Annotated in this window: 14 protein-coding genes and 1 riboswitch; all 14 genes read right to left on the reverse strand. The window is 33.7% G+C overall.

Going from position 1 to position 16,684, the window contains the following annotated elements; translation table 11 throughout:
• Window positions 1-67: 67 nt before the first annotated feature.
• The gene (locus tag AZF08_RS14575; protein WP_063177300.1) at window positions 68-223 is read right to left on the reverse strand and encodes a DUF1540 domain-containing protein; all 156 of its coding nucleotides are present in this window, start codon (window positions 221-223) and stop codon (window positions 68-70) included.
• Between the two features lie 72 nt (window positions 224-295).
• Window positions 296-946 (reverse strand): Vat family streptogramin A O-acetyltransferase, encoded by a 651-nt coding sequence (locus tag AZF08_RS14580; RefSeq protein ID WP_033676830.1) that lies wholly within the window; start codon window positions 944-946, stop codon window positions 296-298.
• A complete protein-coding gene (locus AZF08_RS14585; RefSeq protein ID WP_033676827.1) occupies window positions 936-2,219 on the reverse strand; it encodes an MFS transporter in 1,284 nt (427 codons plus the stop codon). Before AZF08_RS14585 ends, AZF08_RS14580 begins: the two co-directional genes overlap by 11 nt.
• 272 nt (window positions 2,220-2,491) lie before the next feature.
• Window positions 2,492-3,727 carry a cytochrome P450 family protein gene (locus tag AZF08_RS14590; protein ID WP_033676825.1) on the reverse strand — a complete coding sequence of 412 codons (1,236 nt, stop codon included), beginning with the start codon at window positions 3,725-3,727 and terminating at the stop codon, window positions 2,492-2,494.
• A 181-nt stretch (window positions 3,728-3,908) separates the two neighbouring features.
• Window positions 3,909-4,325 (reverse strand): hypothetical protein, encoded by a 417-nt coding sequence (locus tag AZF08_RS14595; protein ID WP_033676824.1) that lies wholly within the window; start codon window positions 4,323-4,325, stop codon window positions 3,909-3,911.
• Window positions 4,326-4,572: 247 nt separating this feature from the next.
• The gene (locus AZF08_RS14600) at window positions 4,573-5,577 is read right to left on the reverse strand and encodes a DUF1835 domain-containing protein (protein ID WP_033676822.1); all 1,005 of its coding nucleotides are present in this window, start codon (window positions 5,575-5,577) and stop codon (window positions 4,573-4,575) included.
• 74 nt (window positions 5,578-5,651) lie between these two features.
• A complete protein-coding gene (locus AZF08_RS14605) occupies window positions 5,652-6,068 on the reverse strand; it encodes a DUF3995 domain-containing protein (RefSeq protein WP_033676820.1) in 417 nt (138 codons plus the stop codon).
• Window positions 6,069-6,438: 370 nt separating this feature from the next.
• The gene (locus tag AZF08_RS14610) at window positions 6,439-7,206 is read right to left on the reverse strand and encodes a DUF3959 family protein (protein WP_033676818.1); all 768 of its coding nucleotides are present in this window, start codon (window positions 7,204-7,206) and stop codon (window positions 6,439-6,441) included.
• 392 nt (window positions 7,207-7,598) lie between these two features.
• Complete coding sequence (locus AZF08_RS14615) at window positions 7,599-10,001, reverse strand: pPIWI_RE module domain-containing protein (RefSeq protein ID WP_033676817.1); 2,403 nt, start codon at window positions 9,999-10,001, stop codon at window positions 7,599-7,601.
• 486 nt (window positions 10,002-10,487) lie between these two features.
• Window positions 10,488-11,402 (reverse strand): macrolide 2'-phosphotransferase, encoded by a 915-nt coding sequence (locus AZF08_RS14620; RefSeq protein ID WP_033676816.1) that lies wholly within the window; start codon window positions 11,400-11,402, stop codon window positions 10,488-10,490.
• Window positions 11,403-12,143: 741 nt separating this feature from the next.
• Window positions 12,144-12,833 (reverse strand): thiaminase II, encoded by a 690-nt coding sequence (gene tenA, locus AZF08_RS14625; RefSeq protein ID WP_033676814.1) that lies wholly within the window; start codon window positions 12,831-12,833, stop codon window positions 12,144-12,146.
• A gap of 160 nt (window positions 12,834-12,993) precedes the next feature.
• Window positions 12,994-13,101: riboswitch (TPP riboswitch) on the reverse strand.
• Window positions 13,102-13,200: 99 nt separating this feature from the next.
• Window positions 13,201-13,923 carry an MBL fold metallo-hydrolase gene (locus tag AZF08_RS14630; protein WP_033676812.1) on the reverse strand — a complete coding sequence of 241 codons (723 nt, stop codon included), beginning with the start codon at window positions 13,921-13,923 and terminating at the stop codon, window positions 13,201-13,203.
• Between the two features lie 179 nt (window positions 13,924-14,102).
• The gene (locus tag AZF08_RS14635; RefSeq protein WP_051725876.1) at window positions 14,103-15,128 is read right to left on the reverse strand and encodes a homoserine dehydrogenase; all 1,026 of its coding nucleotides are present in this window, start codon (window positions 15,126-15,128) and stop codon (window positions 14,103-14,105) included.
• Between the two features lie 126 nt (window positions 15,129-15,254).
• Complete coding sequence (locus tag AZF08_RS14640) at window positions 15,255-16,439, reverse strand: esterase/lipase family protein (protein ID WP_407639481.1); 1,185 nt, start codon at window positions 16,437-16,439, stop codon at window positions 15,255-15,257.
• Window positions 16,440-16,684: the final 245 nt, after the last annotated feature.

Genomic DNA, 16,684 nt, shown 5'->3' on the forward strand with positions numbered 1-16,684 from the left:
AAATGAGATTTATTATCAATACTATAATTAATAAAAGGGCAACCACCACATGGTTACCCTTTATCCTTTAAACTTCTGGTACAAACGTTTTGCAGTCTGTTTCTTCCGTTGTAGATGCTTGGTTCCCTTTATGACTCACAACATAAATTGCTTCTGCGTTACATTTGTTTCCATTACCCCAAAATTTACAGTTGTTTACTTCACATAAAACATCTTGTGCCATAGATATCACACCTCCTTATTCTTTTATCATTAACCATTTTGGGAGGTATGATACCTTTTCGTGATTCATTTTTTACTTTTTATATGCTCCTTTGTTTGGAACGATTTTTCTTAAAGCTTCTATATCCCCATTTACAATCGCACCAATATTTGTAGAAATTGTTTTAATATCTAAATCCCACCATTTTATTTCTAACAATTCACTTATTACATTATCAGAAAATCTCTTTTTTATCTCCATAGCAGGATTCCCTCCAACAATTGTATATGGTGGAACATCTTTTGTTATAACAGATTTTGCTGCAATAATGGCTCCATCCCCTAGTGTAACTCCTGGCATAATAGTAACCTCCATCCCTATCCATACATCATTTCCGATTACTGTATCTCCTTTATATGGTAAATCAGAAAGTGCAGGTGTAAATTTCTCCCAGCCATGGCCGAAAATATTGAATGGGTACGCTGAGAATCCATCCATTCGGTGATTTGCACCATTCATAATAAATGTAACACCAGGTGCCACGCAGCAAAATTTCCCCATAATCAAATAGTCTCCGATTATCTCGTAATGATATAGCACTTGATTTTCGAACGTTTCTCCATTTTTCGAATCATAATAAGAGTAATCGCCAACAATAATATTAGGTCTTGTTATTGTATTTTTTATAAAATGAACACTTTTATTTCCTTCAATCGGGTATTTTACATCTGGATTAGGATTCATGCTGAATAGCTCCTTCTTCATTATTTATATCATTTGAAGTTGCTACTACAGGTTTCAAATTATATATTGGTAAAATGAATAATAGTCCAATAATGAATAATAATGCTGTCCCTTCATACATCATACTTAGCGAAAACACTTCTTTTAGCGAACCTGCTATACTCATTGTCACTACCATTGAACCTGTAAATAATGGACTCAAAATCCCGTTCACACGTCCAATAAAGTCTGTATCAGAGTTTTGAATAATAAGAGTATTAATTCCAATTTGAATACACGGAAGAGCTAAACCACTAAAAAGTTGAGCTGTAAGTGTAATCCATAAATTTGTAGAAAAACCAATAATACCAATACCGACAGCCTGCCCAAGCATCCCGACGATTAACATCTTTTGCGGAGCGACATTCTTCGCAAATACCATTGCTAAAGCTCCGCCAATAATCATACCGGCACCATTTACAGTCAATAACCATTGTAGGCTTTCTTTCGATAAACCTAGTTGTTCTGTTACGATAAAAATCCCTAGTGGTTGAATAAGGCCAATACCTAATCCTGCTGCCATAAAACAAACACCAAGTAATATTAACGCTTTCTTTGACTTCACATACTTAATTCCATCCGCCATTTCTTGAAACAAACTAATTTGTTTGTTTTCGCTTTGATTTTCAATATCTTTAGGGAGAAATAGCAATACAATTGCTGCGAGTAAGAATGCAATACCTGTCGCTATAATTGATGTGTAAATTCCGAACCCTTGGAATACAAATGTACCAAGTATAGGTCCTAGCACCATAAAGATTGCAAAAATCGTTTGATATAAGGACATAGCTAATTGTATTTCCTCCGTAGATAGATGCTGTTTAAACAATTTCATTCCTGAAGGCTGTGAAAACTGTGAAAGAATCGCTGAGATTAAAGTAACAAAGAATACAATTTTCCACGTACCAAACATAAGTGTAAGCAATACTACAAATACGGATAAAGAACTTAAAATTTCACACCAAACCATAGTCCTTTTCGGTTTCCACCTATCTGCAAAAGTTCCGCCAATAAACGAAAAAATAAAAATTGGAGCAAACTCAGCAACTGAAATCATAGAAATGGCAAAAGCATCCCCATTTGTCATTTCCATTACATAAAGCAATACTGCAAAATTCCGTACCCATATACCTACCTGCAAAAATAATGCCGAAACAAGAATCCCTTGCACAAATCGATTTTTTAATACGTGTGATACACTACTCTTCGATTTCATTTCTACATTCATTGACATAAAAAAGCCCCCTATTCTACATTCTGAATAGGAGGCAGCACAAATCATATGAAAAAGACTATATAATCGCAGTGCGAAAACACATCCCTTTTATACAAAAATGTACGTACTAATCCTATTCAGAAGCATATTTCGTTTTTTAACGAAGCTTTCTTGAAAAATAGAATTAGTTGATCATTGGGATATTTTCACCCTTCCGTTTCGATTTTAAATGGCACATACATACTCTATGTGAACAGTAAAAAATGTATGCATGTCTTCAAGTACCTATTCTAGAAAGTTAACGGTAATTCCTCTAAAGAGCGCATTAAATAATTTCCCTGCCATTTAATTTCTTCCCGCTCGCCTTTTATTTGTAAGTTAGGCATACGTCTTAACAAAGTCGAAATGGAAATTTTCGCCTCTAAACGTGCCAATGGTGCACCTAAGCAAAAATGACTTCCGTGTCCAAAAGCAATGTGCCGATTATTTTCCCTTTTAATATCAAACACTTCTGGATTAACAAAGACATCTTCATCACGATTTGCTGATGCTAATGAAATGATAACCATATCTCCTTTTTGAATCTCTTGATCATGGATTTTAAAAGATTCAGCTGCCCATCGTGCGGTTGTAACTTCAACTGGAGAGTAATAGCGTAATCCTTCTTCAATTGCTGAGTCAATAAGCTCTGGCTTTTCTTTTAATAACTGTAATTGCTCTGGGTTCTCTAGTAGAGCCAATACCGTATTTGTAATTAGGTTTACCGTTGTTTCATGTCCGGCTACAATAAGTAACATAATCATTGAATACAGCTCTCGCGCACTTAACTTAATGCCTTCATTTTCTGCTTGAATTAATGCACTTACTAAATCTTCTTTCGGATCATTTCTTTTCACATCAACTAGATATTGAAGGTATGTAATAAATTCAGATAATATTTCGTCAGTATCCTTTATCTCCTCTGGTGTTTCAGGAGAAGCGATTACCGCATGGGACCACACTCTAAATTTTTCTTGATCCTCTGTTGGAATACCGAGCATTTCACTGATTACATTGATTGGCAATGGGAAAGCATAGTCATCCACGAGATTGATAGTTTGTTGATGCTCTACACGATCTAATAAAGTATCTGCAATATGTTGAATCCGTCCCTCTAATTGTGAAATCATCTTAGGTGTAAATGCCTTTTGGACAAGTGATCGTAAGCGACTATGATTAGGTGGATCCGAATTTAACATATGCGTTGTTAAGTGGTCACTATTTTCAACCGAAAGAAATGGTTGCAAACCTTCTTGAGAAAATACATTTTCTGGATCTTTTTTGAGACGCGAATCTTTTAAAAGTGGTAATGCATCTTCATATCTTGTAATTAGCCATTCCCTACCTAGCTCACCATTACATACAAACAAAATAGGTTGCAATTTACGGGATTCCTTATAAATTTCATAAGCATCTTCTTTAAATTCCGCAGAAGCTAACTGAATACCATCTTCTATTTTTCGACCCACCTTGTTTTTTAAAGGCATCATACTCCCTCACTTTCGTCTATTGTGAAAATCACTTCAACATATGAATTATACCTTAATAAAAACAAGAAAATTGCAAATCTTTTGTTATGATCCTACTTTACTTATTGAAAAATAATTAAGTGATGCACATTTTTACAAAAGAAAAGGAGAGAAGGTATATCCTTCTCTCCTTTTCTTTCTAACCAAAACACATAAAATTACTAATTTGTTGATATCGATAACTTACTTTCCGGCGACGACCACCTTGCCAAGTATATCCCGATACTCCGTTTCGTCTAACTTCCGTTGGGAAAAACCATAAATCTCTTCCAAACGGTCCTGGGCGATGTAGACGTAAATATCCCCATCTTCCTAAACAATTACACATAAATGATTTTATATTAGCGCTTTGTACCGGAGCAGCGAATGTTGATGGTACGGAAGGCGCTTGTGACGGTGGTGGTGATGTTGGAGCATCTTCTGCATCATCAGGCCGATAATCCTCATGCTCATGTTCTCTAATTTCACTCGCTTCTTCATAATACCCATAATTTTGTGGGTTATAATACATTGCTTGGTCATACCCTACACCTGGATGATTTGGTTGGTTATACATATAAAACATCACCTTTTTCTTATTTTTCACTTTAAAACATTCATATGTGATTCTTTATCTACAGGAAGCTTATGTATAGCCCAAATTTATCTTTCTGGATTTTATTTATATGGATTTCTAATTTTTCAAACTCTATAAGTACATGTAATATCCCTCTTAACCAACAATTCATGAAATAAATAAAGCACCTATTTTTGATAGATGCTTTAGCAGTAGCGAAATCTTATTTTATAAGCTCTTAAAGTACTTATCTATTCAATTTCACACTATAGAATCGCATTGCCTTTAATGATCCTTCTACTTTAAATACATCTTGCTTGATTAAGGTCTGTAAGCGATATTCAAGAAAAGTATCTCCGATTAATTGCTCTACATGGCCAAGTGCTTCTCCAATTACTCTTGGTGCTTTATAGAAAGCTTTTTCTGCTCCTATCTTTTTAGCACAATCAATAATGAATGCATCAAAATAATTTTCTTGCACAGCATGCACTTCATTGTCTTTCCAAATTCGTAATACCTCCGTGTTAGTTGATAAGCCTTCCCATTCTTTTTCAAGCTTTGTTCGATCCTCTTCAGCTAAAAATGGATTTTCTTTATACTTTTCACGAATGATTGCTAGACTCTCAGGTGATAGTTCTCCTGTCCCACGTATGTCATAATCTTTCTGTAACAGTTCTCTATGAGCTTCTGACGTGTTAATCAATCGAACATTTTTCTTATCTGTTAATTGGGCAAGTACAAAACAAAGTCCAACATGTTCATGAGCATTATCCGCTTTCCAAATTGTAATTGGAGTTTCGCTTGGGACCGACTGTATTTCTTCTAATGATTGAATAAACCTAGGTAAATATTCTTCTTCAAAATAGAAATCATATGAATTTAAATTCTTTGATAACCACTGCTGTCTTGCTTGTTGTCCTTCAGTTTTATCTAGTTGGTAGATTGGTCCAATTGAAAAGAATTCTGAGAATGAAGCAACATGCTCGTGTCGTAATCCCTCTTGACTTAACATGTACTTTAAACAACCAGCCATTGAATCATCAAAAGCAATATGAATATGTGTACTTTCTGTTATATCTCTCTTATATGGTGTATGATTCATCAGTTGTTTAGGGATAGTCATTAAATGTTTTATTGAGTCTTCATTATATTCCTCTTCTAGTAAATCTAGTTGTATAAGAATGCTTTGAAGTAAATGTTTTGCTTCATCCTCCTGCATGTCATTAACGATTTTTTCTATTTTATCAATCATGTATTTCCCTCTATTCATTTCTAAAATTGTGTAGCTTATAGTGTAACATATAATTAGATTGCTTCTATTAACTTTTATCTAATAATTGCTAGGAGAAACGAAAGAGATAAGAAAGTACATAGCGGAATAAATAACATCGTATCCATTTTGGCAAAATACGTATCTTTTTTTCTCTTAAAAATACCGAAGTAGTTGAACTCACCAATTACTCTTATCCCAAACACAAACATACAAATCCAAGAACCAATTTGAACAATAACATGTGGAATCGATAAAGAAATTATATTTGTTTTTAATAATAAAAGTACCGCTGCCATACTTAACAAAAAGGCAATCAATAACGTCATTCCAGTACTAGGCGTAAAGGCCTTTTCTCCAAATTCGGTTGGAATCGCAGCATGTATGCCCCATTTCCCTCCGAATGCCCAGTAAATATGTAACAAGCTAATACAAAATAAGAGACATGCTGAAGTAGTGATGATAATGAACATTGTTAGCACCTCCTCAAATTTATATAACCTCTTAATAATACTCTCAAAATAAAAATTTATTCATTGATTGAAAATTGTTGCATCATTGCACATCTCATCATTTCAACTGGAGATTTTGGTATTTTCATCATTAGGGTACGATTCAAAAATTGATTCAATTTTGCCTTCCTTTAGAATCGACTCTATCATTCGTAAACAATTAATTTACTCATAGTATTTCTTTCTTATCATTAATCAGATATTTTTCACATGACAATTTTCGATAATTACGATATTCACATATTAATTATTATAAAATGAAAAAAACCGAAATACCCCATCGATTGTACGAAGGGGTATTTCGGTTTCAAATGTTGTATAAGAATTCGCTTTATGCATGATAACGATTTTTTCTTCGTTCCATTCTTGTTTGACCTTGCGTTGTTTCAACTTCATGATGTTGGTGCTCTGTTTGCGTTGTATGATACGTTGGCACATTTTCTTTACGAGTCGGTTCATACGTGCGTGTTTCCTTTGATTTAGAAGATTTTCTCCCCAGTTTTAGCATCTTAATTTTAAATTTTGGTAGACTTGGAATACGAATTTTAAAATTAGGTTTGATTCGTTTCTTTTTTTGTTTGAATAGGTTTGTTGTTTCTTGTTTCTCATTACTATTCTTACGATTTAATGCATTTGCAAGCAATCCACCAAGTAAGAAACCTACTACTAGCAGAAGTAAATACAATCGTTCTGTTGTCAATAAGTTCATGATACGCCCAAGAACTGTTAATGATTGGATTTGTTTTATATCCCATAATAAAGCTCCCCATAACGCGAGTAATCCGAAGGTAATCGCATAGGTACGGAATCGGAATAAAAACGGGATCACAGCAATACATGCAGCAATTTTTGCATTCGCTACTAACGAACTAGTTGTTACGTATTGATTCCACATTGCCAGTAAGAATGTGATAAATATAGTATAAGCGATCCAACTACATATTCGTGAATGCATTCGTTTTGCATAATAACTTCCTAAACTAGTAACAAATAATAATCCTCCTATAAACAATGACAATTCAAGAGGGATTTGTTTCATAATACCTGCAATTGGGAACAGGCAGCTGAGCACCATTAACAGCACATCAAGTTTCTTCACAATTTTCCATCCCTTTCTGCTTTCTTTCTAGCTTTTATATAGTGAAGTTAATTTTCTTGTTTTTCTACCTATCATATTCCTTACTTCTAAAAAGTCATAGCATAAAAGTCTTTTGCATAGGTTACATTCAATCAAATAAAAAACATTCCTAAAAGACATCTTAATCCTACTAGTACCAAAAAGTAAACAAAAAAACAACGCTATACATGACAATAGATATCTATATTTGTAAAAAGAAATGACAAATCCCGCTATTTATAAATTAGCGGGATTCTCAAAGTATCTTCTCGAAAGATTGTGAGGTAAAGAGTAAAGTCTTTAGCTAGTTCAGTCATTTTTAATTCTTCCCTATCAAAAAACATTTACTGTATCACTTTTATCTTTTAAAAGAATTATATATTGGAATTATTAATTAAATTAAAGGTATTGCTTTTTTTACTTTCAATCTTCATTATATCTTCATCCAACTCATCGTTTAATCCGCATGAACCGATATCTGTAATGTAGTTTTTAATCTTTTTCACCATCTGCATTGGATAGGGCATAAGTGTACGTCTATTAAGCGTCATACTTGTTTTGCACATATAATCTATCATTCTCGCAATATCATCTCTTTTTTCTCGCTTCGCACCTAAAATGATTATTTCAAGTACACGCTGTTGCGATAATAAGGCAGCATTTGATGCTTGCAAGTCGGTACTATAATAAATTCCTTGTTGATCTACGAATAAACCTGAAGTATTATTACTTTCATCTTTTTGATTGAGTATATAATTTGGTACATCACTCAACGTATTAATTCTAATTCCTTTTAAGTTAGGAAATGATTGCAATACAGCATCAATTTTAGGCAAACCATTTATATCAATCTGTCCATTTTGCAATTCTTCTATCCAATAATCTCTAATACTCGCATCAGCTATAAAATAAACTTGTTCGTTTTTTTCCCGCGCCTCTTGTGCGATTTGTATTAACTCATCTGTCACAAATTGTTTAAAATGAATTCCTATGTCATTCCGTTTAGAAGGTTGTGGTAAAAAAGATTGATTTCTATCCATACTTAAGATTGTATGATCAAAAGTTCTCCAATTTTCATTACCGTGTAACTTATATAAAATTTCTTTCCTATTTATTTTTGAAAAAATAGGTAGAAACTGATTTTGATGTATTTTTTCTATCGATAAGCTTACAAGTGTACCTGGAATATTTATACGATTCCAATTTTGTTTTAGAAATCCCCTATCTGCTAGTAAATCAAGTATAGCGCTCAAGATACGATCCTTCTCTATATCCTTCCCTGTTAACGACTCAATAAATTGTGAAATACGATTAGTTCGCGCAAAACCTTCTCGAATTACTTGTTTTGGATCAATTTTTTCACGTCCATCACATTTTTCAATCTCAATTAAAGACAAAATCATTTCGAACTCTGTATCTGCAATAGTATGTAATTCTTGAATAACATGTTGGACACAGCGTTCTTTATATCTATGACAATAATCCATATGATATGGATCTTGCTTAATTCTTTCTGGTCTGCGTTCTATAATTCTCAATACAACTTGCGGGGTAGAATTTAATCTGTAGAATGTATCAGCCATTTTCTCTAATACGATTCCGTTTTTCAATAATACCTCTTCTACTTTCGTTAGCATGTGATTTGACCATAATTCTAGTGTGATTTCTTTCAATCCATTGGGTGTATGTAGAGGTACTAAATCGTTATTGTCATCTATTTTCACTTCTTGACATGCTGGAATCATCTTTAAATGCGGAAATCTTTGCTGAAATTCTTTTAGAAGCGCCTCTTTTTCTGCTAAGCCTATACCACGTTCTATTTTGGTACCAGAAACCTTAAAAGTACTTTCATTATAAACAATTAGTACACGCACACTCTTATCTTCACTATATTTTTGTAGATTTCGAATAATAGTAACAAGTTTCAACTTCTCTTCTAACATTAAAACACCTAGAAATCCTCTAGATTTTTTGGTCCATCTTATTCCAGTTTGTGTACTTTCAATTGTTAATTTCACGAAAACTTCCTTATCATTATTAAGCATAGGATTTCTAATCGAAACAAGCACTGTCCCTTTTCTTCTTTTTAGGAGTATAGATAAATTATCTTGATCCGAGTGTTGATAGAAACGCCTAATCCCAACTGAAACTTTTAATAACGGGATATTTTCAATTCCACGGGTTATAAACTCAAATCGGTATACATATGAAAAATAGTCTTGGGTTTCTTCATGTTTTATAGGTTCTGATAGCGCTTCACATATATGTTTTGAACGAAGTGGATAAAATGATAGTTCTCCCTTATATCCATTTTGAATGGATATGTTTAAAGACTGCATACAAAATTTATGGGTAATCAACGCTGGAACCCATTTGTACAACGTTTTTTCATCATGTAAAACAGGCAAATGAGAAACTAACTCAGATTGCCATTCTAGTGGGAATTCTCGAGGCATTTCAGTGGGCTTCCAATTATGAATGACAGCGTACCAACTGCGACAAATCCAGTCTAAATGTTCCGCTTTTAAGGGGCATGTAGATATAATCCACGGTTCTCCTTCCGCCAATATATATGGATCATGTTGGATAAATAAAATATCAGAAAACATATTATACAATTGCTTATTAAGGTTTTCTAATTTCTTCTTTAATATATACGGCCTATTATGTTCTAACAATAGACCTGACCATTCGATTGGCCAATGAACATAAGATAATCTCTCATAAAAAAGGGGGTCTAAGACATCTTTAAATGCTAGTAATTGTAGTGTTTTCATAACGTGAATACTTCCTTTCTTTTCGTGCATCTTTACATACTATTTATAAATAGATCATATAGAGCAAAAAATAAGCAAGTTACATTCCTTTAAACTAAGTACAATGAGAAGTTAAATTTCCCTTTTATAAGAATCAAAAATAAAGAAATCGATTTAACAATGAAAACTACGAAGTAATTGCAAATATTTAAAGCCATATTCTTCAAAATTTCCGCATATATTTTGAACCCCCTTTTATACTATTATAACACTATCCGAATCCATTTTTTAACAAAAAATAACTTTGTAATATAATCTAACTTATATTCCTTGATTATAAAAACACAAAAAGGAAAGTGTCCATACTCACCTTCCTTTTTTGATTTGGTAACATATAATTTGAAATTTAGCAAACAGCTCACAGAATCATAACTTTTTCTAACTCTTACATTCACTTTAGAATATATTAATCTTATACAGAATTTAATTTATCAGTCTTTCACTTAATCATTTCTCATTTACTCCTAAAGCTCCACGTGCCATCTCCATGTGCGCTTCCTCTTTTGTCTGAAGAGCAAACAACCCAATCATTACTGGATAAGCAGCACCAAGTTCAATAATATGTTCAAACATTTTTGGCCAAACTTTCCCTCCTGCTTTTTCATATTCGTTTAATAGTATTTTCAAATTACCTTCTCCAAAGATTGTAAGGTAAAGTGTAAAATCAGTAGCTGGATCAGTCACTTTTGCTTCTGTCCAATCCAACAAACCTGTTACTTTATCATTTTTATCAACTAAAATATGTGGCGGGTGTAAGTCCCCGTGAACAAATGCAGAATACTTTGGCCAATATGTTTCATCTGCCAGCCATTTTTGCCATCTGTCCCATAATGTATCTGATACACCAAGCTGTAACTTTATTTGCTGCATCCTTTCTATTAACAATTGCTTTGCTTCAGCAGGTTGAAGAACTTCAATTCCATACTGAGTAGCTTCATCATAATCAATTGAATGCAGAGCAACAAGTGACTTCGCTAACGATTGAATAAATGTCATAGACGGTGGATTATTTTGAATATGCCACACATAATTTTGTATCTCTAAATCAATAACAGCCGCAGGAGTACCTTCTACTAATGGATACGCAATCAATTCTGGTGTATTAATTTTCCAATTCGGCACCGTTACAGGTAAATGTTTTTGAACAAGTTGTAATATGTTTCCCTCTAATGCTCCTCTTTCAATAACATCTGGTCTTCTCGGTTTCCGGAGTACCCATGTCTCCCCCTGTTCATCAGCAGCAAATACAACTTGAAAATCCATACCTGATTCGTTTAATTCTGCAGTTTCTTTATTCAATTGTAAGCCGTTCTTTTCCGCAATCTTTAAAATTTCTTCTATACTATTCTGTTCATTTATCATAAATAAACACCCCTTTAATGTCTTCATATAAACACAAAAACCACAGGCTGACTGCCTGTGGTTTGAGTAAACGGAATACGCTATAACAAATAAACTGAAAAACTCCTTCTTATATTTCTATAGAAATATAGATAGAGATCTTTCAAGTCTTATGAATGGTCTTTGTATAGAATGTAATAATTTATGATTCACTATATATTCAAAATAACACCAATGATGAATCATATTACAGTGTTTATTGTTATATTTATTTTTTAAGACATCAAAAAGAGAGTAATTTCGCTCCGCTCTCTCTTTTTGTATCACCCAAATGGGTTTACCTTAAAAATAGGCAGACCAATCCCGATTACCCTGCACACAGGCAGAGCCTTTGTAGCACTATTTAATTAGCGGCTCAAAGTACAAAATCGGAATCTTAAAAATGCCATCAGGTAAATCCCTCCGTTCTTTAAAGTTACTTACATAATATTATTAATATATGTGTTTTACAAGAAAAAGATGATTTAATTTTCAATATAATCTTTTGTTACATACTTATTTTCCTTTTGACTGCACCCAAGTAGCAATATCATTAATGACATACTCAGGAATATTCTTCTATATTTCGCGATTTTTATTATGTATTTTTTATAGCATTTGATTTCTTTTTTTGCCGATATTACTACTAGAGCATAGAAAGAAATGTTATAAATAAAAAATAACTAAACTAAGTTAGTCATTTTTTATTTACAAAATATTTCTTTATAAAGTTACACCCTCTGTTTTTTCTTTCACTGGCCAGCTCTCTAATGTGTAAGCCATCTCCCAAAACGAGTATTCATATTGACTACTAATGACAAAATGTTGCTTCATCCGCTTACGATCAGCTTCTGTCACAGTTTCAGCAATCGTATCTAATCGCGCGATTTGTTCTTCTACTAAAGTACGAAACCAATCCGATCCGTATGCTGCAAGCCACTCCTGATAAATTGGTTCTTCAGGTCGACATTCTTTCAACCGTTCACCAATTTCATAATAAAGCCAATAACAAGGTAAAATTGCTGCGATAATATCCCCTAAATGTCCTTCGTATGCAGCGCGATACATATGTGATGTATATGCATAAGCAGTCGGAGCGGGAACAAAAGAAGCTTTTTCTTCTTCAGTGATTCCTAATTTCTTTGCAAAGTTTTCATGTAGTGATAATTCAGCTTGATATGTATTTTGTGCATGGTGCGCCATACGAGCTGTCGTTTCTAATTCAATTGCTTTTGCCGCCCCTAACGTTTGCACTCTTGCGAAATGACTTAAATAATATGAATCTTGCAATACATAATAACGGAAGCTAGCTAAATCTAATGTTCCCTCGCCTAATTTTTTTACAAAAGGATGATGGAAACTCGCTTCCCAAATTGAATTAACTTCTTTACGTAATAGCTGTGAAAATGACATTTTAATCCCTCCGATGAATATATATAATTTTTTCCTCGCTAGTTGTTTATTAACTATCAAACTACTTAGCTCTAATCTAAACTCTCCCCGATATAGACCAAAATAAAAACCACTTTCTTTAGATATATAAAAAAAGTGGTTTGGACATCATAAATATCATATTCTGTCACTTCCACTTCCCTACGCTGGTATGAACCAGATCAGGTCCCAAGGGTCTCAAAAATATTCTTTGATCTCAGCCTATATAACGGCACCCCTAGCGGATAGATAATAACTATGTAGTTTTGATATTTATCATAACATAATTCAGAAAACAGTCAAATATATTTGAACGTTCCGGATTTATAAAGTACCAGTTTGTAAAACATCAGTCGTCTATTCCAACTAATTTTTTAATTTGCCCTACCACATTCAAATCACAAGCACCGCCGTGATAACAAATTACTCTATCGATATCAAATTCTAAAAATCTTCTAAGTGATTCTGTAGCTGTTTCCATATCTGGTGTCGTTTGTGACACAGGTCCTTTTAAGTTTCCATTAGTACATACCATCGCGTCACCCGCGATCAATGTTTTATATTTTTCACTATATAAACTAATATGTCCAGGAGTATGCCCTGGTGTATGAATGACTTGAACGCCTCCGAAAAATGGTAATCTTTGTCCATCTTCCAATGTTTGATTTACTTTTGCGGTTGGAGGATTTTTATATAGAGCTTGTATAGCATCTGGAAGTGCAGCCCATTTTTCCTCACTCATTTTATTAGGATCTCCTTTTAAAAGGGGGTATTGCCCTTCAATATAAGGTCTATCTAATTCATGTGCGTACACTTCAATAGACTGATCTGCTTTCTGTTGTATTTCAGGAAGACTTCCAATATGGTCTATATCTTGATGGGTTAAAATAATTGCTTTTAATTGTTCAAAAGACACACCAACATCATTCATTGCATCATGAATTTGTTCTAATTGTCCTGGCATACCTGTATCGACTAATATAGCTTCTTTTTCGTCCCAAAGTAATGTTGGATTTAATCCAAATCCTTGGATTTTCAATTCTAAAACCGCTATTCCGCTTTCAATTTTCATGTTGCGCTTCCTCCTCGATACATAAATTAGTGAAATTATTTCTCTTACTAAAATGTATCACGTCAGGAAATCTAAAGTCAATGAATAAAATTTTAATTATAACACAAAAATAATTATTTGTCAATACTTATTTTTGTGTTACGATTCTCATTTCAAGTCAAAACCATCCTCCTTTTTCCTCATATATCTTTCCGATACAAATTAATTACATCTTTCAAAGCTGCCGCTGCTGCTCCTCTTGGATTTGATGCACCTCCAATTGAAGTGATTTTACCCATCGTATCTGTATGAAAAGTTATCCCTTTTTCCGTTCCATTCACATTAGCTAGCGGATGTTCTTTCTCCATTTCACGTGGACACACTTCTAATTTAAGATTTCCAGAATGATCTTTATATGCTGTAGCTATTAATTTTAAAGATTTATCTTGTTCTTTTGCTTTCTGTATATCTTGTTTTGTAATACTCCCAATTCCTTGTATACTTACATTCTCAAGGCTATACTCTGCCTCAAATAAGCTATTTGCCAATAACAAGAGTTTGCAAGCACTATCCATTCCACTTATATCTAATGTCGAATTTGTTTCAGCAATCCCTTGTTGTTGAGCTTGTTGTAATCCTCCATGGAATGTTAAATCTTCTTCATACATCTTTGTAAGGATATAATTTGTTGTTCCATTCAGTATGCCTTCTATTTTTTCAATTTGACATCCAGCTAGACTGAACTGTCCAATATCTAATGTAGGTAATGCTGCTGCAGTTGCTCCGCTATAACGGATACGGACATTTGCGATTCGAGCAGCTTCTGTAAGTTCTCTCCATCCTGTAACCAGTGCCCCTTTCGAAATTGCAACTATATCCATATGGTTTTGAATCGCTCTTTGCATATATGTTTTTCCAGGTTCTCCATTTTGAAGATTTGTTGGTGTTGATTCTATTAACACGTCTGCGGTAATATTAGCGGATACTGCATCATCGGGATATAGTTCTATATATTTTTGAATCGCTTGCTTACCAGATCCATATACTAATAAATCATTTAGTTGTAAACCATTTTCATTATGTATTGTTATATTTCTTCCCAAAATACCCGTCATCACAATATTTATCCCATATATTTCATTTATATATGAATGTCTCTCATTTACCAATTTAACAAATTCTTTTCCAACAATTCCATAACCAGATAACACAACTTTAATTATCATATTATCACCCCAGAATATCATCATATTTCACTCACCTTTATTATAGTAAAAACAATCATTTTGTTCACGAAATAAAAACGCTCCCAATACATATTGAGGGCGTTTTATTATTTTATATACAACTATCTATTTCGGTAAACTTGATAACCTTTCAGCAATATTTCGATAAAAAGCATTAATATCCGAAAAACCTAAAGCATCAGAAACACTAAGTCCAACCATATCGAGATGATCCCAGTTTTGTTTCGTTTCAATATGATTCCATTTCCCAAGTGCTGGAGTACCACTATTATTTATAATCGCATCAGTTGAAGGTGCTACCATTGAATTTGTATTTACTACACCGTCATTTTGCCACCAAGACGAATCGATGAATGGACGGTTTTGTTCATATCTCGCATAAGACCCTAAGAAAAATGCATTTCCCATTAATGCTTTATTCATTGTAATATGAGGAAGGTGCAGACCTGTTATAAGTTCTACTTGTGTTGCATGTCCACTATAGGAGAAATAATAAACATCCGGTTGAGCTTTTACCCAACTGTTCAATTCCTTCGCTCCATCTGTGCTTAAATCCCACTGACTAATATCCTTTGTATTTTGCCAAAGCGAGCTGTTTAGTACACGGTTTGAGTATTGAAGAAATGACTCCCCTGCTCTCTTTTTAATACCCCATTGATCTAATTTAAAATCATATAATGCTAGATTATTATTTTCTCCTATACTCGCTGCCGCAACAAGTAACTCCTTTACAGTTGGCAATAGTAGACTTCCATCTGCAAGAGTTGTCCCATTATGAGGCGTTGCCAATGTTGTAACGCTATGAACATATGATTTCCCACCTTGAAACAATGGTGACATTTTTGCATCACTATGTTTCTTAGCGTATTCTTTCTCTTCTTGATTCCCTTCTTTTAATAATTGGACCAATGTACGTGTTGTTTGTCCACCCATACTATGACCAACTAAATGAACCTTATTTGTTTCACTCCAATTCGAAGCAAATCCAGCATAAGTTCGTCCATATCGATCATGACCGTGTTTCTCAGCATGTGCTGCACCATAATCAACTGTTCCACCATTAATTTGTGCATATAACTCACAAGCACGGTCCCAGTTACTAGATACAGGTCCCACCGCTGCAGTATGCACTTGATATCCATTCTTTTTTAAATTCTCTTGAATATCATGTACACCACCCCAATACTTCACACCTAGCAATTCATCTCTGCCCCATCCTGTAAATCCATGAACTAGAATAATAGGAGTGTTATTATTTTTCCCTTCTGCTGCATAAGTTGATCCTGGCATGATTATACTTGATGTGATAAAACATAAAATCAAAAATCCCCAAATTAACCTTTTCATATTACATCCCCTTTTTATTTTTCTCTATTCACCCCTAATAAAACGCTTACATTTCACCGCCTTTTTTATGTTATTGAAAAAAATCCACAAGCATATACACCTGTGCAAAAACACAAAGGTAACGCGATGTGGATCTCCGTTTCTCTATCACAATTATTAACTTAAACATACTGTAAACTATATTATCT

Origin of the sequence: Bacillus gaemokensis (assembly GCF_001590835.1) — a bacterium.
Lineage (GTDB): Bacteria > Bacillota > Bacilli > Bacillales > Bacillaceae_G > Bacillus_A > Bacillus_A gaemokensis.